Annotated in this window: 21 protein-coding genes and 1 tRNA gene; 5 read left to right on the plus strand and 17 right to left on the minus strand. The window is 57.5% G+C overall.

The window, feature by feature from the left end:
* Window position 1: 1 nt before the first annotated feature.
* The 11 genes from flgJ to AAFM31_RS16215 form a co-directional block, all read right to left on the minus strand.
* Window positions 2-1075: a flagellar assembly peptidoglycan hydrolase FlgJ gene (gene flgJ, locus AAFM31_RS16165; protein WP_341708938.1), complete on the minus strand. Its 1074-nt coding sequence runs from the start codon at window positions 1073-1075 to the stop codon at window positions 2-4.
* Window positions 1076-1088: 13 nt separating this feature from the next.
* Complete coding sequence (locus tag AAFM31_RS16170; RefSeq protein WP_341708939.1) at window positions 1089-2189, minus strand: flagellar basal body P-ring protein FlgI; 1101 nt, start codon at window positions 2187-2189, stop codon at window positions 1089-1091.
* A gap of 13 nt (window positions 2190-2202) precedes the next feature.
* Window positions 2203-2880 (minus strand): flagellar basal body L-ring protein FlgH, encoded by a 678-nt coding sequence (gene flgH / locus AAFM31_RS16175; protein ID WP_341708940.1) that lies wholly within the window; start codon window positions 2878-2880, stop codon window positions 2203-2205.
* Between the two features lie 15 nt (window positions 2881-2895).
* The gene (flgG, locus tag AAFM31_RS16180; RefSeq protein ID WP_341708941.1) at window positions 2896-3681 is read right to left on the minus strand and encodes a flagellar basal-body rod protein FlgG; all 786 of its coding nucleotides are present in this window, start codon (window positions 3679-3681) and stop codon (window positions 2896-2898) included.
* A 42-nt stretch (window positions 3682-3723) separates the two neighbouring features.
* On the minus strand, window positions 3724-4464 hold the full coding sequence (gene flgF, locus AAFM31_RS16185; protein ID WP_341708942.1) for a flagellar basal-body rod protein FlgF: 741 nt from the start codon (window positions 4462-4464) through the stop codon (window positions 3724-3726).
* A 212-nt stretch (window positions 4465-4676) separates the two neighbouring features.
* The gene (locus AAFM31_RS16190) at window positions 4677-6074 is read right to left on the minus strand and encodes a flagellar hook protein FlgE (RefSeq protein ID WP_341708943.1); all 1398 of its coding nucleotides are present in this window, start codon (window positions 6072-6074) and stop codon (window positions 4677-4679) included.
* Between the two features lie 37 nt (window positions 6075-6111).
* On the minus strand, window positions 6112-6792 hold the full coding sequence (gene flgD, locus AAFM31_RS16195) for a flagellar hook assembly protein FlgD (RefSeq protein WP_341708944.1): 681 nt from the start codon (window positions 6790-6792) through the stop codon (window positions 6112-6114).
* A gap of 17 nt (window positions 6793-6809) precedes the next feature.
* Window positions 6810-7250: a flagellar basal body rod protein FlgC gene (flgC, locus tag AAFM31_RS16200; RefSeq protein WP_341708945.1), complete on the minus strand. Its 441-nt coding sequence runs from the start codon at window positions 7248-7250 to the stop codon at window positions 6810-6812.
* 2 nt (window positions 7251-7252) lie between these two features.
* Window positions 7253-7669, minus strand: coding sequence for a flagellar basal body rod protein FlgB (gene flgB, locus AAFM31_RS16205; protein ID WP_341708946.1), 417 nt, complete (start codon window positions 7667-7669; stop codon window positions 7253-7255).
* A 240-nt stretch (window positions 7670-7909) separates the two neighbouring features.
* Window positions 7910-8737, minus strand: a complete 828-nt coding sequence (locus tag AAFM31_RS16210) for a protein-glutamate O-methyltransferase CheR (protein ID WP_341708947.1) — start codon at window positions 8735-8737, stop codon at window positions 7910-7912.
* Between the two features lie 33 nt (window positions 8738-8770).
* Entirely contained in the window at window positions 8771-9718 is a 948-nt protein-coding gene (locus AAFM31_RS16215; RefSeq protein ID WP_341708948.1) for a chemotaxis protein CheV, read from the minus strand.
* 107 nt (window positions 9719-9825) lie between these two features.
* On the opposite strand from AAFM31_RS16215, the gene flgA reads away from it, so the two are divergent.
* From flgA to AAFM31_RS16235, 4 genes are all read left to right on the plus strand, one after another.
* Window positions 9826-10536 carry a flagellar basal body P-ring formation chaperone FlgA gene (gene flgA, locus AAFM31_RS16220; RefSeq protein WP_341708949.1) on the plus strand — a complete coding sequence of 237 codons (711 nt, stop codon included), beginning with the start codon at window positions 9826-9828 and terminating at the stop codon, window positions 10534-10536.
* Between the two features lie 141 nt (window positions 10537-10677).
* On the plus strand, window positions 10678-11004 hold the full coding sequence (gene flgM, locus AAFM31_RS16225) for a flagellar biosynthesis anti-sigma factor FlgM (protein ID WP_341708950.1): 327 nt from the start codon (window positions 10678-10680) through the stop codon (window positions 11002-11004).
* Window positions 11005-11083: 79 nt separating this feature from the next.
* Entirely contained in the window at window positions 11084-11542 is a 459-nt protein-coding gene (locus AAFM31_RS16230; RefSeq protein WP_341708951.1) for a flagellar protein FlgN, read from the plus strand.
* A gap of 132 nt (window positions 11543-11674) precedes the next feature.
* On the plus strand, window positions 11675-12361 hold the full coding sequence (locus AAFM31_RS16235; RefSeq protein ID WP_341708952.1) for a flagellar regulator YcgR PilZN domain-containing protein: 687 nt from the start codon (window positions 11675-11677) through the stop codon (window positions 12359-12361).
* Here AAFM31_RS16235 and AAFM31_RS16240 read toward each other — a convergent pair.
* Together AAFM31_RS16240 and AAFM31_RS16245 are read right to left on the minus strand one after the other, a co-directional pair.
* Complete coding sequence (locus AAFM31_RS16240; protein WP_341708953.1) at window positions 12358-13686, minus strand: MFS transporter; 1329 nt, start codon at window positions 13684-13686, stop codon at window positions 12358-12360. The genes AAFM31_RS16235 and AAFM31_RS16240 overlap by 4 nt on opposite strands.
* 148 nt (window positions 13687-13834) lie before the next feature.
* Window positions 13835-13911, minus strand: a tRNA-Arg gene (locus AAFM31_RS16245).
* Window positions 13912-14238: 327 nt separating this feature from the next.
* Between AAFM31_RS16245 and AAFM31_RS16250 the strand changes: the two genes are divergently transcribed.
* Complete coding sequence (locus tag AAFM31_RS16250) at window positions 14239-14562, plus strand: Arc family DNA-binding protein (protein WP_341708954.1); 324 nt, start codon at window positions 14239-14241, stop codon at window positions 14560-14562.
* Window positions 14563-14667: 105 nt separating this feature from the next.
* Here the strand turns inward: AAFM31_RS16250 and AAFM31_RS16255 are convergent, their stop codons facing one another.
* The 4 genes from AAFM31_RS16255 to mgtE form a co-directional block, all read right to left on the minus strand.
* Window positions 14668-15804, minus strand: coding sequence for a sodium ion-translocating decarboxylase subunit beta (locus AAFM31_RS16255; protein ID WP_341708955.1), 1137 nt, complete (start codon window positions 15802-15804; stop codon window positions 14668-14670).
* 11 nt (window positions 15805-15815) lie between these two features.
* Window positions 15816-17594: a sodium-extruding oxaloacetate decarboxylase subunit alpha gene (gene oadA / locus AAFM31_RS16260; protein WP_341708956.1), complete on the minus strand. Its 1779-nt coding sequence runs from the start codon at window positions 17592-17594 to the stop codon at window positions 15816-15818.
* Window positions 17595-17647: 53 nt separating this feature from the next.
* A complete protein-coding gene (locus tag AAFM31_RS16265) occupies window positions 17648-17905 on the minus strand; it encodes an OadG family protein (RefSeq protein WP_341708957.1) in 258 nt (85 codons plus the stop codon).
* A 187-nt stretch (window positions 17906-18092) separates the two neighbouring features.
* Window positions 18093-19532, minus strand: coding sequence for a magnesium transporter (gene mgtE / locus AAFM31_RS16270; RefSeq protein ID WP_341708958.1), 1440 nt, complete (start codon window positions 19530-19532; stop codon window positions 18093-18095).
* Between the last annotated feature and the right edge of the window lie 211 nt (window positions 19533-19743).

Here is a 19743-nt window from a genome sequence, read left to right on the forward strand (position 1 = left end):
ATCAGGCCCTGCTGCTGGAATCAGTGGATGCGCCGCTTGTGGCAACGCGCTCATCGCTGCTGTTGATCAGCTGGCGGGCAATCTGCGATACCTTGCGTGCGTACTGCGGGTCGGTGGCATAACCGGCGCTCTGCAGTTCACGGAAGAAGGCATCAGGGTTGGCGGTGTTGTTCAACGCCTTACTGTAGCGACCGTTGTTCTCGAGAAAGCTTACGTAGTCCTCAAAGCTCTGCTCCCAGGACTCGTAGCTGCGGAAATCTGCGCGCTCGCTGGTACGCACACCGTTGCGGTACTCGGTGGTAGCCACGTTGGCGCTGTCACCCTGCCAGCCACCGTGCGCCTTGATACCGAACAGGTTGTGGCTGGAGCTGCCGTCAGACTCACGGATGACCGACTTGCCCCAGCCGGTTTCCAGCGCGGCCTGGGCGACCAGATAGTGCGGATCGACACCCAGTCGGGCGGCGGCCTTCTCGGCCATCGGCAACATGGTCTCGACAAATTCCTGGCTGCTGGCAAAGCGGGTACGCTGCGCCACCTCGGTACCAATCGCATCGGCAGTAGAACGGCCGCTGCGCATTGCTTCAATGCCGCGCAACGGCTGCCAGTTGCTGCTATCACTCTGGGCGCTGCTCTGCTTCTGATCGGCCTGCGCCAGGCGGTCCGCCCAGGCACTGTAATCCGCTGACACCTGCAAACGGCGACGGGCAAGCAGCGCGGATTGATCCACCGAAGGCGCCGCCTCCCGGTCCGCACCGGAAGCAGCGGAAGCCGACTGCGGCGACAGCTGGCGCACCAGTGCGTCGGCCAGCCCCAGACCGCGGCCCTCCGACAGGTGCACAGACATCTGGTTGTCGTACATTTCCTGATAGAACTTGGTCTGCGGCGTATTCAGCGGGTTGCCCTCGGCAAACACCGCGTTGGCGTCACGCATGCTCTTGATCATCATGTTGGTGAACAGCGATTCGAACTGCTGCGCCACCTTGCGCACATTCTCCGGGCTATTGGCATTTGCGCCGGATTTCAGCTGGTTAACAGTGTTGATGTCGGTGTAGCTGATATTGCTGCTGACGTTCATGAGCTGCACCCCGTCAGATGATGACCAGATCGGCATTCAACGCGCCGGCCTGTTTCAGAGCTTCGAGAATGGCCATCAGATCGCCGGGAGCAGCGCCTACCTGATTGACCGCACGCACAATTTCGTCCAGCGATACGCCCGGACGGAAGACGAACATCCGGCTATCACCTTCGTCGATATTGATCTGCGAACTGGGCGATACCACGGTCTGACCACCGGACAGAATGCCGCCCGGCTGGCTGACCTGCGTGTTCTCGCTGATGGTGACCGTCAGGCCGCCGTGGGTGACCGCAGCGGGCTGCACGCGCACGTCCTGGCCGATAACGATGGTGCCAGTGCGAGAGTTGATGATCACCTTGGCGGCTGCATTGCCCTGCTCGACGGTCAGGTTCTCGACCATCGCGATGTAGTCCACCCGCTGGTTCGGATCGAGCGGCGCACGAATGCGCACCGAGCCGCCGTCCAGCGCCTGCGCCACACCTGGCCCGAAGGTGTCGTTAATCCGGTCGACAATGCGCTTGGCCGTAGTGAAATCCGGGCGGTGCAGGTTGAAGGTCAGGTGATCACCCGAGGTAAAGGGGCTGGCAACCGAGCGCTCCACGGTCGCACCGTTGGGAATGCGACCCGCGCTTGGGATGTTCACGGTGATACGCGAGCCGTCTGCACCTTCGGCACCAAAACCGCCCACCACCAGATTGCCCTGGGCAATGGCGTAGACCTGGCCGTCGATCCCCTTGAGCGGGGTCATCAGCAGCGCGCCACCGCGCAGACTTTTGGCGTTACCCAATGAAGACACTGTCACGTCAATGGTCTGACCCGGGCGGGCAAACGGCGGCAGATCGGCGTGGATCGCCACGGCAGCGACGTTCTTCATCTGAATCCGGGTGCCTTGCGGAACGGTAATGCCGAACTGGCTCAGCATGTTCTCGAAGGTTTGCACGGTGAACGGGGTCTGGCTGGTCTGGTCACCCGAGCCATCCAGACCCACCACCAGGCCGTAGCCGATCAGCTGGTTGCTACGTACTCCGGCGATGCTGGCGATATCCTTTAGGCGATCAGCCAGAGTCAGCGGACTGACGAGCAACAGAGCGAGGCAAATAATCAGGCTGCGCATGACGATACTCCTGTCAGAACGGCCACAGCGGGCTGAGGAAGAACTGGCTCAGCCAACCCGGACGGTTGGAATCGGCAAAGGCACCCTTGCCGGAATAGGTAATACGCGCATCGGCAACCCGGGTAGACAACACGGTGTTGTCCGGCCCGATGTCGTCAGCACGCACCAGACCGCTGATGCGAATCAGCTCGTCACCCTGATTGAGAGTGATCCACTTCTCGCCGCGCACCGCCAGGATGCCGTTGGGCAACACTTCTGCGACGGTGACCGTGATCGAGCCCGAGAGGCTGTTGCTCTGATTGGCGTCCGAGCTGCCATCAAACGCGCGTTGACCCGACATGCTCACGCCCAGATCCAGCCCCTTGAACCCGACCGCATTGCCCAGCAGGGTCGGGTTGGCGATAGTGGTCGAGCTGGATTTGTCGATTTCGTTTTCGGCCTTCTTCTGCGCTGCAGTGCGCTCGGTCAGGGTGATGGTGATGATGTCACCGACACGGTGCGCCTTGCGGTCGTTGTAGAGGCTCATCTCAAAACCGGGCTGGTAGATCGCTCCGTTGTTCAGCTCCTGCGGCAGAGGCGTGCGTGGCAACACCGGTGCATACGCCGGGTCGTCACGCATCGGCGGCGCCTGCATGCAGCCAATCAGGCTGAGAGGTACCAGCAGCATCAAGAACTTAGCCATGCGGATCATGATTACCAGCTCCCGTCAGAGATTCTGACTGATGTACTGCAGCATCTGGTCTGCGGTGGAGATAACCTTGGAGTTCATTTCATAAGCGCGCTGAGTGGTGATCATGTTGACCAACTCCTCCACCACGCTGACGTTGGAATTCTCAAGGGTGTTCTGCAACACGGTGCCCAGACCGTTCTGACCGGGGTTGCCGGTCTGCGGCGCACCGCTTGACGCGGTCTCAAGGAACAGGTTGTTGCCGATGGCTTGCAGACCGGCGGGATTGATGAAGTCGGCGGTCTGGACGTTGCCGATCTGCTGCGCAGCGGCGTTGCCGAAGGTGGTAATGCTGACGGTACCGTCTTCGCCCACCGTAAAGGTCTGCACGTCATCCGGCAGGACGATGCCGGGCTCCAGCGGGAAGCCGTTGGAGGTCACGATCTGACCGTCCGCATCCAGATGGAAACTACCGTCACGGGTGTAACCGATGCTGCCGTCGGGCATCAGGATCTGGAAGAAACCGCGACCGTTGATGGCCATGTCTAGCGGCTGCTCGGTGGTCTGCAGAGTGCCTTCGGTGAAAATCTTCTGGGTGCCCACCACCCGCACACCGGTACCGAGCTGCAGACCAGACGGCAGCTGGGTGTCTTGGGTGCTCTGGCCACCGGGCTGACGCTTGATCTGATAGAGCAGATCTTCGAACTCGGCACGATCGCGCTTGAAGCCGGTCGTCGAGACGTTGGCCAGGTTGTTGGAAATGGTCGACAACATGGTGTCCTGGGCGGACAGGCCGGTCTTGCTGACCCAAAGTGCGTGGAGCATCACCTTTCTCCTCGCGTGTCAGTTAGTTGACACGCCGTTGCATTAACTCATCTGCAGAATGCGATCGGTCGCCTGCGCGTTCTCTTCCGCGGTCCGCATCATCTTGATGTGCAGTTCAAACTGACGGGCCAGCGACAGCATGGCGGTCATCTCTTCCACCGCATTGACGTTGCTGCCTTCCAGGAATCCGGTCGCCACCTGAACCGCGCCGTCTGCTACCTGAGGCAGGCCGTCTTTAGTGCGCATCAGGCCGTCCGCCCCCTTCTCCAGCGTTGCCGGGTCAGGGTTTACCAGCATCAGTCGGTCAACTTCCGCCATCACCGCCGGGCCTTCACCCAGAGCGCGGATGCTGATAGTGCCGTCCGATCCGATCTCGACCTTCTGGGCCGGAGGAATGGCAATCGGGCCGCCGTTGCCCAGCACCGGCAAGCCACTGCTGGTACGCAGCACGCCGAAGGCGTCAATATTCAGACTGCCGGCACGGGTATAGGCCTCGGAACCGTCCGCTGCCTGCACGGCAATCCAGCCTTCGCCCTGCACGGCCACATCCAGTTCACGCCCGGTTTCCTGCATCACCCCAGCCGACATGTCAGTGCCGGGGCGCTCAGTCATGGCGTAAGCCCGCGTCGCATAGCCATCGCCGAATACCGGCATGGAGCGCGCCTGCTCGAAATCACGGCGAAAGCCGGTGGTGGTCAGGTTCGCCAGATTGTTCGCGTGCGCACGCTGCGCCATCGCGTTCTGACTGGCTCCTGTCATGGAGATGTACAACGATTTGTCCATGCCCTTCTCCGCTACGTGTGGGCGACAAGTAATTGCCGCTTTTACTCACTTACAGGGGATAAAGCAGGGATCATGCCAAGATTCCTTATGAAAAATTTCATCTTATTTTTCATAAGGATAGAGAAATAAAAAACAAAAAAGCGGCAATACCGGCAAGTCCTTTTGCCGGTATTGCCGCTGTCATTCCGACGCCGCCTGATGCGGCTGACGGGTTAACGCAGGTTAATGATGGTCTGCGTTACCGCATCTTCGGTCTGAATGGTCTTGGCGTTAGCCTGATAGTTGCGCTGGGCGACAATCAGGTTGATCAGTTGCTCGGAGATGTCGACGTTGGAGTCTTCCAGCGCCCCGGACTGAATGCTGCCAAGCGTACCCGTGGTAGGCGCACCGATGACCGGGTCACCCGACGAGAACGATTGCGCCCAAGCCGTGTTGCCCAGCGGTGTCAAACCCTGCTGGTTTGCAAAGGTAGCCAGCACCACCTGACCCTGAACCCGGGTCTGACCGTTGGTGTAACGCGCAACCAGCAGGCCAGTGTCGTCAATTTCCAGGCCCGCCAGTTCACCCGTGGTAAAGCCGTCCTGACTCACCGCCGTGACAGCAAAGCTGGACGCATATTGAGTGGAGCCAGTCAGGTTGACGGTCAGGTCATCTACCGGTGAATTGGCACCAGTCGGCTGACCAGTGCTGTCCAGCGGAATCCAGCCAGTAATGGTGTACGGCTGAGTGGTGGTCAGCTCGCCCACACTGTTGAAATCAACATCAAAGCGGGTTGCTGTAGTCGGATCAAAGGCCGGGTCCGACGCCTCAACGCCGGTTTGAATATCACGGCCGTCGATCAGTACATACATATCCCAGCTGTTCGCGTCATTCTTGACGAAGTACTTGGTCATGACATGGGAGTTACCCAGGCTGTCGTAGATATTGACCGACGTCGAGCTGTTGTAGGTTGAGGAGTTGGTCGGGTCGAAAGTGGCCTGAGCCGCAGCGCGGCCCGCTGCCTCCGCTGCGGCGACTTCCGCGACAGTCGGGTTAGTCGGATCTATCGCGGTAGCGATTGATGCTGCATAGGCCGCGTCGTACTGCTGAACATACACTTCCGGACGTGTCTGCGTGGAGTTCAGGTTCAGCGTCGTCGTCACCTCGCTGGTTTCGTTCGGATCAGCCGAACGAGTATCTACCCGCAGATTGGTCTGCACGCCCTGATTGATCTGACCAGTCACCGCGTTAACGCCGAAACCCTGCAGATTCTCACCGGTGTTGTTGACGATGAAACCGTTGGCATCGGTACCGAAATAACCGGCGCGGGTGTAGCTGAGCGCACCGTTGTTACTGGTCACAAAGAATCCGTTGCCATTGATAGCCAGATCCAGGCTGTTCTCGGTAAAGCTGATGTTGCCCTGATTGAACAACTGCGCAGCATTGGCCAAGGCCACGCCGCTACCGGTTGCATAGCTGCCAGAACCCAGCACAGATGCCGCATAGACGTCTGCAAACTCCGCGCGCGAGCTCTTGAAGCCAACAGTACCGGCGTTGGCAATGTTGTTACCGGTAATGTTCAGATCGGAAGCCGCCGCCCGGATACCACTCAAGCCAATATTGAAAGACATGGTTCTATCTCCTCGCCTACTCTAGTTCGGACGACATTTATTGAATTGCGTAAACATTGGACAAGCTGATGCTACCCAGCCCGGCCACATTGAGAAGCATCTCGCCACCGCTGCCAGCACCGAGCGAAACGCTATCAACGTTCGCAGGCAACAGCGTCGCCATCTGAGTATTGGTACCGTTGATGGTCGCCATTGCCTCAAAGGTGTAAACGCCGGGCGGCATGAGATTGCCGCCACCGTCAGTACCATCCCAGGTAAAGTCGTGCACGCCCGCCTCAAGCGCGCCCAGGTTGACGGTATCAACCAGGCTGCCTGATTCGTCGTAGACCTTGACGAAGACGTTGCTGCTACTGCTGCTCAACGCCAGCTGACCATCCAGCCCCGCCGAGGTGTCGACCACGGCCTGATCGGTCGGCACAATCACCGTGCGACCAACCATCGATGAGGCCTGCAGCGCCTGAGACGATTGGTAGCCACTCAACAGCGACTCCATGGAACCATTGAGGTTGTCGATGCCCTCTACGGTACTGAACTGCGCAAGCTGAGCGATAAACTCGCCATTCTCCTGCGGAGACAGCGGGTCCTGGTTGTTCATCTGCGCAACCAGAAGTTGCAGGAACTGATCCTTGCCAAGCTCACCGCCAGTCGCAAAGCGGTCCGAATCGAGCTGATACTGATCCAGTACTGACGTACCTGAGGAAACACTGCTGATGCTCATGGTCTATTTGTCTCCGTTCACTGACCCAGCGTCAGAACGCGCTGCAGCATGGTCTTGGCGGTATTCATCACCTCCACGTTGGTCTGATAAGACCGAGACGCGGACATCATGTTGGCCATTTCCTCTACCACGTTCACATTCGGGTAATACACATAACCGTCTTCATTGGCCATCGGGTGATCCGGCTCGTAGCGCGGCTCCAGACTGGCGTCAGATTCAACAATCCCCAACACCGCAACACCATCACCGGCCTGCTGATCAGGGCTGAACAACGAGCCACCAGTGGCCTGCTGACTATTGAAGATGGTGGCAAATACCGGATTCCGAGCGCGGTAGGTCTGATCAACGCTGCTGGAAACGGTATCGGCATTGGCAATGTTGCTGGCGACCGTATTGAGGCGCAGCGACTGTGCGCTCATACCAGAGCCGGCGATATCAAACACTTTATCGAGCGACATGATCAGTCTCCCCGGATGGCTGTCATCAGCCCTTTGAATTTGCCGTTAAGGAAGGTGAAGCTGGCCTGAAAATCGATCGCATTCTGAGCATATGCGGCCTTCTCGACTTCAGAGTCGACGGTGTTACCGTCAACCGAAGGCTGCAACTGGTTGCGATAGCGCAGACCCGCCATCTGATCAACCAGGCTCTCGAGTGCCATGTGCCCCGAATCCGTCTGCGCAACCGCCATGCTCTGGCCGTCGCCAGCCAGGCCAACGCCCTGCTGGGCCGCCAGCACTGCATTGAAATCCAGATCTCGCGCTTTGTAATTTGGGGTCTCTGCATTGGCAATATTGTTCGCCAACACCTCGGCGCGTTGAGAGCGGAATCTCAGCGCCTCTTCATGCAACCCCAGCGCACTGTCAAAGTTGATACTCATTGCCATCTTCCTCGTTTCGGCCCGTCGACCAAAAAACGTCACTGCAGGCAACAAAGCAATCAGCGTGCCAATATTATTTTTTATTTATTTTCAGCAACTTAAACGAAACGGCGTCAGAAAAGCGGCAATGCATTACCGTGAAACGGCAAGAGCAGAACCGTTCCGGCGAAAAGCGGCAAAAGAAAAGCCGGCAATAAAATGCCGGCTTCCGAGGTAGGAGTAGACAGTAAACAGCGAGGGCTAACGCGCCTTGTAAACGATCCCGGGGCTGCACTGAACCATTTGATACAGCTCAGGCAGGCCGTTGAGCGCTTCAGAGGCACCCAGCATCAGATATCCGCCGGGCTTCAGCGTGGCATGGATACGACGCAGGATGTCCTTCTTCACATCGGCGGAGAAGTAGATCAACACGTTACGGCAGAACACGAAGTCAAACTTGCCCAGCATCGAGTAGCTGTCGAGCAGGTTCATCGCCCGAAACTCAACCCGATTGCGAATTGCCGGCTTGACCGCCCAACGCCCCGGACCTAACTGGTCGAAATAGCGCGCCAATCGGTCCTGAGAAAGCCCTCGCGCGACAGACAGGCTGTCGTACTCAGCGCTCTTGGCCGCATTGAGGATGCCGCCCGAGAGGTCAGTCGCAACGATTTGAGCGCCACCGCGCAACTGCCCCAGATTGCTTCGCTCAAACTCATCAATCGCCATACTCAGCGAGTAAGGTTCCTGACCAGACGAACAGGCCGCTGACCAAATCCGCAGACGCTGGCCGGGCGAGTTCTTGATGAACTCCGGAATCAACCTGTTTTTAAGCACGTCGAACGGATAGACGTCCCTGAACCAGAGAGTCTCGTTGGTCGTCATCGCATCAATGACAGACTCACGCAGACCGCCGCGCGGCTGCGACTGGATTCGTTTGACCAACTCCCCGAGATTCGCGATACCTTCCTGCTCGAGCAGGCGGTTCAGTCGGCTAGACACCAGATACTGCTTGTTGTCCCCCAACACAATGCCGCACGCCTTTTCCAGAAAGTCCCGGAACAGCTGAAAATCCTGATTCGCCAATGTCACGAAGCCTGCCTTGTCTCAATTGAATCCATGTTGCTAGGCCTGCCCATCGGCATCGCCGCGCAGGGAGTGCAACCGCGCGATCACCCGCTGAGCCAGGTCGTCCGGCTTGAACTTGGCCAGGAAATCGTCCGCCCCGACCTTCTTGACCATCGCCTGGTTGAACACCCCGGACAGCGAGGTGTGCAGCATGATGTGCAACTTGTTCAGACGCGGGTCATTACGAACCTCGGCAGTCAAGGTATAGCCATCCATCTCTGGCATCTCGATATCCGAGATCATCATCAACAGAGACTCACTGACATCTTCACCTTCATCTGCCCGCGCCTTGAGCCAGTCAAGAGCCTGACGACCGTCGTTCAGCGCGACAATCTCGACACCAATCTCTTGAAGACAGCGCATGACCTGCTTGCGAGCAATGGATGAGTCATCGACGATGAGCACTCGCCGCGAAACTGCCTCGGCCTGGGTACCGGCATCAACCACACCCTCGGAGACTTTCTCGTTAGCCGGAACCACCTCCGCCAAGACCTTCTCGACGTCGATGATTTCTACCATTTGGTTATCGACCCGGGTCACTGCCGTGAGGTAATGCTCGCGGCCCGTGCCCTTTGGCGGCGGATGGATCTCGGACCAGTTCATATTCACGATGCGCTCTACCGAACGCACGAGAAAACCCTGAACCTTGTAGTTGTACTCGGTGATAATGACGAAGGCAGTCTCAAGATCATCAAGGCCGGGGCCACCGGTCGCCCGGTTAAGGTCAAGAATCGGCAGAGTGCCACCGCGGATGTGTGCTACTCCGCGCACCACTGGATGCAGCTTAGGCATCGCCGTCAGCCGCGGACACTGGAGCACTTCCTTCACCTTGAAGACATTGATGCCGTACAACTGATTACCGGCCAGCCTGAACAGCAGCAGTTCGAGTCGGTTCTGGCCTACCAACTGGGTTCGTTGGTTGACTGAATCCATCACACCAGCCATGGACTGCTCCTCATGTTTGAATCGGGTGAAACGGCATGCTTCATGCAGGTCCATCGATAGACGACAGTAATCTGACGGACATCACCCAACTGTTTGTAGGTAATTGTATGCGTTTTATCACCGGGTGCGCGGTATTGGCGATATTTTTTTCCGCCAGCGCAAGCGCCAACCCGCTTATCGATCAGCTTATCGGCGTGACCAGCACATATCTTGAGCAGGAAGTGACTCAGTATGCGAGCACGCTGGGAGGCGAGCCACGCCATGAGGTTCAAATCAGCCGCCTTGACGCGAGGTTGCGTCTTCCGCTGTGTGCTGAGGACGCCCTGAGCGCGCAGCTTGAGAGCCCCGAGATACCGGTGGGCAGAGTCACTGTGCGGGTTACCTGCAACGGCCCCTCCCCTTGGCGGCTGTTTGTGCCAGCCCAAGTCAGCCTCTATCAACAGGTAGTGGTGAGCACCCGCCCCCTGCAACGCAAAAGCGTTATCAGCGCCCAGGATATTCGTCTGGCAGAGCGGGATACCGGATTGCTCGGAAACAACTACCTGCTTGACCCCGCCCAGGCCATCGGCATGCAGATGAAACGTAACGTCAACGCTGACACCGTACTCGGGCATGCTCAGCTGGAGCAAAACCGACTGGTACAGCGCGGTGACAAGGTGGTAATAAGCGCAGGCAACAGCAGCGTAAACGTGCGCATGCCCGGCGAAGCATTGGAAGATGGTACACTTGGCGCCCAGATTCGGGTGCGTAACACCCGCTCCAACCGGGTCGTCCGAGCCCGTGTCACCGGCCCTGGACAGGTGGAAGTAGGAATGTGATTATCCCGGAGAGGCTTGGCATGTGGCTGCCATGGCCGGCCTCTTACTCCGTGATGATCTTCACACTATTTTTTCCTAAAGTTTTCCCTCTAGCTGCCGTTACAGCGGCTAGAGAAGATTTTACAGTTTGAGGATTTCACCATGGTCATTGACTTCAACTCGCCCAACGGCCCTAACGGCGCAGGTCGCAGCGGCCAGACCGCAGGCGCAGCAGGCAAGCGTGAAGCAGCATCGGTCGACAACACTGCCGGCCAGCAATCTGCACCGCAAAGCACGCAGAGCGAGTCCAACTCCTCGGTCAATCTCAGCGCGCAAGCACAGCAACTGCAGGCCATTGAGGAAAAATTGCGCGATCTGCCCGAAGTGGATAACGAGCGCGTAAGCCAGATCAAGCAGGCCATCGCCGATGGCAGTTACAAAGTCGACAGCAGCCGCATCGCGGACAAACTGCTGAGTCTTGAAAGCTAATAGCCAGTAGTCAGGAACGGACGCTGGCTGTACTCTTCGACTAAGCCCTCACGGGTCAGCCACAGTCAGGAGACACGCCATGCACCCTTTGCAAGAACGCTTCCAATCGGCTGAACAGGATTGCCAGCAATATTTGGCGCTTCTGGAGCAGGAACGAGAGGCCCTGGCAAAGCAGGACATGGCCGCACTGGAACAACTCCTCGAACAAAAACGCCCCTTTGCCGAAAGCCTGATCACCCATGATCAGGAGATCAAACGCTACTGCCAAGCGAACAACATTGCTACCGACGGCCTAGCTCAGCACGTTGAACAGAGTGCAGACGAAGCACTGCAACAGCAATATCAGCAATTTCTGGCCGCCTTGGCGCAATGCAAGCAGGCCAATGATCGCAACGCGCGACTGGTTTTTCACAGCCAGCACAACACCCGATCCATGCTGGACCTGCTGCGCAATCAAGGCGAACCGGGAAGCGGCATATATGACCAACTGGGCAATCGCAGCCGTTCGGGCATATCGAGAGACCTGAGCAAAGCCTAATCGCAAATATCATTACCGCAGCGTCCACGGTATAGTTACGCCCGCTATTACGAATCAGAATGAGAAGCTGACGTGTCCAACCTATTCTCACAAGAAACTGGTCCCCAGCCACCGAGAGAAGTTCGCGCCCCAGTGGAGATTTTTTCTCTGCTACGCACGCTGATGCAGTCCCGCGACGCACTGACCGTCACGTTCATCGACCGAGCGCAGAAATTCCAAAGCTTCATCGTCAATGTTGACGCTGACAAACGCGCCCTGTGGATTGACGAGATGATCCCGCGCGAGGGCGATCGCTACGCCGCACAAGGCGAAGCATTCCGTATCGACGCCTGGCATGAAGGCATCCATATGCGCTGGAACTGCGTCGGAGCAAGCCCGGTAGTACTAGACGATGCACCAGCGTACGAAATCCCCCTGCCTGAAGAGCTGATCTACCATCAGAAGCGCGGCGCCTTCCGAGCCAGCGTGCGTCGCACTGCAGATATCGCTGTACAGATGTCACACCCGGAGCGAGAGCGCCGCCTTACCAGCTATCTGATGGATCTGTCAGCAACCGGCTGCAAAGTTCGCCTCGAGGGCGATCTGACCAAGGCACTGCAACCGGGAGAGGAATGCAACAGCGTCATGCACCTACCAGACGCCGGACGCATTGACGTCATTACAGAAGTACGCCACGTGGTCTTTCGCGAGGACGCAAACGAAACACACGTTGGCCTGATGTTCAAACAACAGACTGCCGCAGCGCAGCGCAGCGTTGACCGCTTTGTAAATCATCTGCAAAGAGAAGCGCGCAGGCTGGAGAAAGAAGACCTGTTCTAACCAGGTCGATGATCATCCTGATCAGCGTCCTGCTCGGGTGTCGCCGGTGACCAATCCGGCTCGACCTCTTCCTGCATCTGTTCGATCACCGCACTTTCCTCAACGCGAGGGTCAATGGCAGCCGAGAACGGTGAGCTGGCGAGGTTACCGGCTGCGGGCATGAACTGGAGCGGTGCCGCCTCTACCAGGTTATCCCCAGTAACCGCAGAAGTTCTCACTCGGAAAACCAGAATCGCGCTGCAACCAGCCATGAAAATATACAGCATGCCGGAGCCGAGCCATTTCATCAGCGCCGAGCTGACCAAAGGCCCTACGCTCGCCCCGAGCCCGAAGGTCACCAACAGCATCGCCGACAGCGGCACGCGATCGTCAGGCTCAACATGGTCATTCGCCAGCGCCACCGCCATCGGGTACAGCGTAAACACCATAAGGCCAAATATGGCCGTCAGGAAGATCAAGCCCCCACTAGGTATCAACCCAATCGCCATCACCACAGATACCGCAGTGAGTATCGTGGCATTGAGCTGAATCAACTGGCTCCGATCGATCCGATCAGACAACCAGCCAGCCGGCCACTGCGCCGCAAGACCCGCGCAAATGGTCACCGCCATGAACATACCGATCTCCGACGTGGGCAAGCCCACCGAGCGGGCAAATACCGGCGCCATACCATAAAATGCGCCCATCATCAGGCCGGCAACCGCAATCGTAGTCAGCGCCTGGGGAATCCGCTGCACAAAAAGACGCACCTTAAGCGGTGCCGGGCGCAACGGCGCAGGGTGAATCTGGCGCGTGGTCGCGACAGGAACAAGACAAAGCGAGAAACACATTGCGACATACAGCAGGTGATCCTGAGAAAGTTCTGGCTTCACCGCAAAAACGACTTGGCCGAGCACCAATCCCAAGTAGGTGACAACCATATAGCTGGCAAACACCATCCCGCGCTGGTGCGATTCGGACTGCTCGTTCAACCAGCTCTCCAGCACCATGTACTGGCACATCATAGCCATACCTACCAGCAAGCGCAGTACCAGCCACACCATCACGCTATCAAACAACGCATGACACAACACCGATGCTGTCACCAGCCCAGCACTCGCAACAAAAGCGCGAATGTGGCCTACCCTGGCGATCAAGCGATGCCCTATCGACGCCCCAAGAACCAGGCCACCGTAGTAACCTGTCATCAGCAAACCAATCCACAACTCATTGACACCATCGGCAGCTAATCGCAGGCCAAGATAGGTGCTCAACAGACCACTGCCCAGCAGCATCAGCAACGTCGCGAAGTACAGTGAGGAAAAGGCAGTCAGTGCTCGGGACATGCGGACTCCTGTGGCAATCTCTGGAAGTAGCTAGCCAGCAGCTTGATAAACCACTAGCAGCATAGTCGACACGCTTGCAAACAAAGCGTTCCCGCCGCCTACTGCCACGCTGGCAGTGATGAGGAGACCGGGACCAGCCATTTGAAGATGGTGCGCGAGCCCGGATTCGAACCGGGGACCTACCGCTTAGGAGGCGGTTGCTCTATCCAGCTGAGCTACAAGCGCAAATACTGAGCAGGTGGCAAAGCCAACCTATTGAATTTCCTTGGAAGGCACGAATCTTACCCGAAGGTCGCAGCGAAATTCCACCGATGCAACGATAAGATCAGAACAATAGCAAAGCGCCATTCGTCGTAAACCCGTCACATTTTAGAGACATTTTTTTGTCACGGTATAGCGCGATACACAAAAAACAGGTCTACTAGGGCACTAATAGTGCAAAAGTTGTCTATACCCTAGGTAACTAGCAACGCAACGGCTCTGGCCGCCTCCGCTCAACTTGCGGCACTTGGCCGGCGTCGACTTATTCAGCCAAGCGATTATTATTGCCCCATGAAAACAGCTACCCAACACTACACCAGCCGAACCGCCGACAAATTCGTAGTTCGCCTGCCCCAAGGGATGCGCGACCGCATCGCCGACGTTGCCAAGCAGCATCATCGCAGCATGAACTCGGAGATCATCGCTCGACTGGAACACAGTCTGCTTGACCTCCCGACGCTGCCGGAGCAGAACCAACCGTCTCGCAAGCTGCTCAACGCTCAGGACGCAGAAGGCCTTAGCAGCCCCGAGCGCGAGCTACTGGTGCGTTTCCGCGACATGAGTCGCCGTCAGCAAAATGCCCTGCTCGCCCTGTTAGCCAACGAGCAGGCCTGAGCTGGAGATAACAGTTTTCCCTTAGCTCCCGTGCAGGCGCCGTCTACACGACTGCAGGCATAAAAAAACCCGCTCATTGAGCGGGTTTTTTATTGCCTGCCAGTATCAACCTACGAAGTTCAGCAAAATACCTGCTGCCACCGCAGAGCCGATTACACCAGCCAGGTTCGGGCCCATCGCGTGCATCAGCAGGAAGTTCTGCGGATTGGCTTCCAGGCCGACCCGGTTGGATACCCGAGCAGCCATTGGCACCGCCGAAACACCAGCAGAACCAATCAGCGGATTGATTGGGCTCTTGCTGAACAGGTTCAGCAGCTTCGCCATCAATACGCCTGCTGCAGTACCCGCACAGAACGCAACCATACCCAGCACCAAGATACCGAGGGTCTTGAGCTGCAGGAAAGACTCAGCAGACAGCTTGGAGCCAACAGCCAGACCCAGAGCAATAGTTACGATGTTGATCAGGGCATTACGGCTAGTATCAGCCAGACGCTCAACCACACCGCACTCCCGCATCAGGTTACCGAAGCAGAGCATACCAACCAGCGGAGCTGCATCAGGCAGCAGCAGCGCAACTAGCATCAGCAGCAGCAGCGGGAAGATAATCTTCTCGGCCTTGCTGACCACACGCAGCTGAGTCATGACAATGCTGCGCTCTTTCTGGCTAGTCAGGGCACGCATGATTGGCGGCTGCAACAGCGGCACGAGGGCCATGTAGGAGTACGCGGCAACGGCAATGGGACCAAGCAGATCAGGAGCCAACTTGGAGGTCACGAAGATAGATGTCGGGCCGTCAGCACCACCGATAATGGCGATAGAGGCCGCTTCCTTCATGGTGAACTCGAAGCCGGGAATCCCCGCAGACGTCAGCGCCAGCGCGCCGAGCAGCGTGCCGAAAATACCAAACTGCGCAGCAGCACCGAGCAGCAAGGTGCGCGGATTGGCGAGCATCGGACCGAAGTCAGTCATCGCACCTACGCCCATGAAGATCAGCAGCGGAAATACGCTGGTCGGCAGACCGACTTCATAGATCATATGCAGGATGCCTGAACCCTCGGCCATATTGGCAACCGGCAGGTTCGCCAGAATGCCGCCAAAGCCGATCGGAATCAGCAGCAACGGCTCAAAGCCCTTGCGGATCGCCAGGTAGATCAAACCAAAACACACAACAATCATCACTGCCTGACCCCAGGCCATGTGATAGATACCAGTTGTCTGCCAGAGCTGGAGGAGCTTATCCATTAGTCTCCCCCTTAACCGATGGTCAGCAGCGTGTCGCCGACGGCCACAGCGTCGCCAACCTTGACGTCAACGGATACGACTGTGCCGCCACGAACAGCGCGCACTTCGGTTTCCATCTTCATCGCCTCAAGGATCATGACCACTTCACCTTCTTCGATTTGATCACCAGGGGCGACCAGAACCCTGAAGATGTTGCCAGACAGCGGCGCGCCCTGCGGTTCGCCATCCCCAGCCGGTGCAGCACTGGCAGCGGCAGGCGCAGCAGCGTCACCAAGCGGCTTGATACCGGAGATGTTGCCACCCTCGGTAACCTGGACTACATACTCTTTGCCGTTAACGCTGACAGTGTAAGCCTCAGGGCCAGCAGACTTGGCGCCCGCCGGCAGCTCGTTACCGGTCGGCACCGGTTCGAACGCATCTGGGTTGCCGCGGTTTTCCAGGAACTTGAGACCGATCTGCGGGAACAGCGCATAGGTCAGCACGTCGTCGATTTCGTTCTCGGCGAGCTTGATACCCTTCTCGCTGGCCAGCCCTTTGAGCTCGGCAGTCAGCTTGTCCATTTCTGCTTCGAGCAGATCGGCAGGGCGGCAAGTGATAGCTTCAGCGCCATCCAGAACGCGCGCCTGCAGCTCGGCATTGAACGGCGCCGGTGCAGCACCGTACTCGCCTTTCAGCACGCCAGCCGTTTCTTTGGTGATGGACTTGTAACGCTCGCCAGTCAGAACGTTGATGACCGCTTGGGTGCCAACGATCTGCGAGGTCGGTGTTACCAGCGGGATAAAGCCCAGATCCTCACGAACACGCGGAATCTCTGCCAGTACAGCGTCAAACTTATCGCTTGCACCCTGCTCTTTCAGCTGGTTTTCCATGTTGGTCAGCATGCCGCCCGGCACCTGAGCAACCAGAATGCGGGAGTCCACGCCTTTCAGGTTGCCTTCAAACTTGGCGTACTTCTTCCGTACCTCACGGAAGTAAGCTGCGACTTCTTCAAGCAGCTCCAGATTCAGGCCAGTGTCACGCTCAGAGTTCTGGAAGATCGCAACCACGGACTCGGTCGGCGAATGGCCGTAGGTCATGGACATGGAAGAGATAGCGGAATCGACGTTGTCGATACCGGCTTCAGCGGCCTTCATGATCGCCGCAGTCGAAAGACCGGCGGTCGCGTGGCACTGCATGTGCACCGGAATGCTCAGAGTCGACTTCAACTGACTGACCAGATCAAAGGCAACATACGGGTTCAGGATGCCAGCCATGTCCTTGATGGCAATGGAGTCGGCGCCCATGTCTTCAATTTGCTTGGCCAGATCGACCCACATCTGCAAGGTGTGAACCGGGCTGGTGGTATAGGAAATAGTGCCCTGAGCGTGTTTGCCCTGATTCTTGACCGCCTTCAGGGCCGTCTCCAGGTTACGCGGGTCGTTCATCGCATCGAAGACGCGGAATACATCTACGCCGTTAACCGCAGCACGCTCGACAAACTTCTCGACGACGTCATCGGCGTAATGGCGGTAGCCCAGCAGGTTCTGACCACGCAGCAGCATCTGCTGACGAGTATTCGGCATGGCCTTTTTCAGAGCGCGAATACGCTCCCATGGATCTTCACCCAAATAACGGATGCAAGCATCAAAAGTAGCACCGCCCCAGGACTCAACGGACCAGAAGCCCACCTGATCCAGCTTGCCAGCAATCGGCAGCATATCTTCCAGGCGCATGCGGGTCGCCAGGATCGATTGATGCGCGTCGCGCAGAATGACATCAGTAATGCCCAGAGGCTTTTTAGTGTCGGTCATAGTGTTATGGCCTTTATTTGATTTTTAATGGTGAAAACCGCGAAACGGAAAATTCAGGAGCGCTGGCGCGCACGGTGCTGCTTGATCGCAGCACCGATGGCAGCAACGACATCGGGGTCTACACTGGCAGGTGCCGCGCCAGCCTTCTTGCGCACAGGCTTGGCCGCCGGCAACGCCTCAGGAAAATAACGCGACAGGATGACCGACATGATGCTGGTACAGATGACCAGCAGAATCAGGAAGCTGAACACGGCCCCCATTCCGAGGAGCATAAGCTCCACGCCTTCAAGAACCAGATTATTAGATTCCATTTTTTCTCCCGCAACTCTGGGCATGGTTAATCCATGCTGCTTATATAGCTGGCAAAACATCAGTGGGTGTTTGGCAGATCACGCCGTCTCTCGACAGGACTCCCACGCGAAAAAACGGCCTAATGTATCCTGATGTGACATTTTAGGCAATCAACGCGACACCCAAGTAAGCACCAGCCAGGCCCCACTAGAGCAGGAAAAGAGTGGCTAGACCAAGGAAGATAAAGAAGCCGCCACTGTCTGTAATCGCGGTAATCAGCACGCTGGAACCCAGCGCAGGATCACCACCCAGCCGCAGCCTTATCAAAGGAATGAATACCCCCATACAAGCGGCCAGCAACATATTCAGCGTCATCGCCGCCATCAGCACCACCGCCAACGAGAGATTGCCGTACAGAAGCAAGGCGATCGCGGCCAGCACGACGCCCCAGAACACACCATTGATCAAGGCAACACCCGCTTCCTTGCGCAACAGGCGCCGCCCATGCGCGACCTGAACTTGCCCGGTAGCGATCCCACGCACGATCATGGTGATCGTTTGATTACCGGAGTTGCCGCCGATGCCTGCCACGATCGGCATCAGGGCTGCCAAGGCCACCAGTTGCTCGATAGCATGCTCAAACAAACCAATAACCCGAGATGCAATGAGCGCGGTACACAGATTGACTGCCAGCCAGGCCCAGCGGTTGCGCACCGATTTCCAGACCGAGGCAAAGATGTCTTCCTCTTCGCGCAGACCCGCCGCATTCAGCACCTCTGCCTCACTTTCCTCGCGAATATAGTCGACCATCTCATCGATGGTCAGACGCCCACAGAGGCGCCCGAGATTATCCACAACAGGAGCAGACACCAGATCGTAGCGCTCAAACGCCTGCGCAGCGTCACCCGCATCGTCAGCCGGATCAAAGACCACCGGATCATCAGACATGACATCCGCCACCAGCGCATCCGGAGAGCTGACTAACAGCTTCTTGATCGGCAGAACCCCCTTGAGCAGGCCCTCGGTATCTACCACGAAAAGCTTGTCGGTATGGTCCGGCAAGGCGTCGAAGCGACGCAGATAACGGCTGACGACTTCCAGGCTGACATCATCGCGAATGGTCATCATGTCGAAGTCCATCAACGCGCCAACCTGATCCTCATCATAGGACAAGGCTGACTTCAGCCGGTCGCGCTGCTGGGCGTCCAGGCTATCCATCAGCTCGCGCACAACGTCACGCGGCAGGTCTGGAGCCAGATCAGCCAATTCGTCCGCATCAAGGGTGTTGGCAGCCGCGATGATCTCGTGGCTATCCATATCTGCAATCAGGGTTTCACGGACGGCGTCGGACACTTCCAGCAGAATATCGCCGTCGCGCTCAGCCTTGACCAGCTGCCAAACAGCAAGGCGCTCATCCAGCGGCAAGGATTCGAGTATGTAGGCGACGTCCGCAGGGTGCAGCTCATCCAGCTTGCGCTGCAACTCAACCAGGTTCTGCTGGTGAACTACGTGCTCAACCAGTTCCTGGTGCTGACCATCCTGCTTATGCACCAGATCCTCTACCAGTCGGTGACGATTCAACAACTCCTGCACCTGATCAAGGCGATCCTGCAGGCTTTCTGGTGATTTTCTGTTGAGATCCGACATGGCAAGGCTTCCTGACCCACCCCGGATTGGGGTGTTTACCAATCGACGCCTCCCATTGGCGAGAGGCCACAGCAACGCGCCGTTTAAGCCTATCAGGCTTTACACGACAGCTCAGCTCTACTTTCATTACGGCAAAAAAAAACCACTGAAATCAGTGGTTTCAGACTGCTGACAAAGCCCCTAGCCGAAAGGCGGGGGCTTTTGTTTAATG

This window comes from Halopseudomonas sp. (assembly GCF_038130085.1).
Lineage (GTDB): Bacteria > Pseudomonadota > Gammaproteobacteria > Pseudomonadales > Pseudomonadaceae > Halopseudomonas.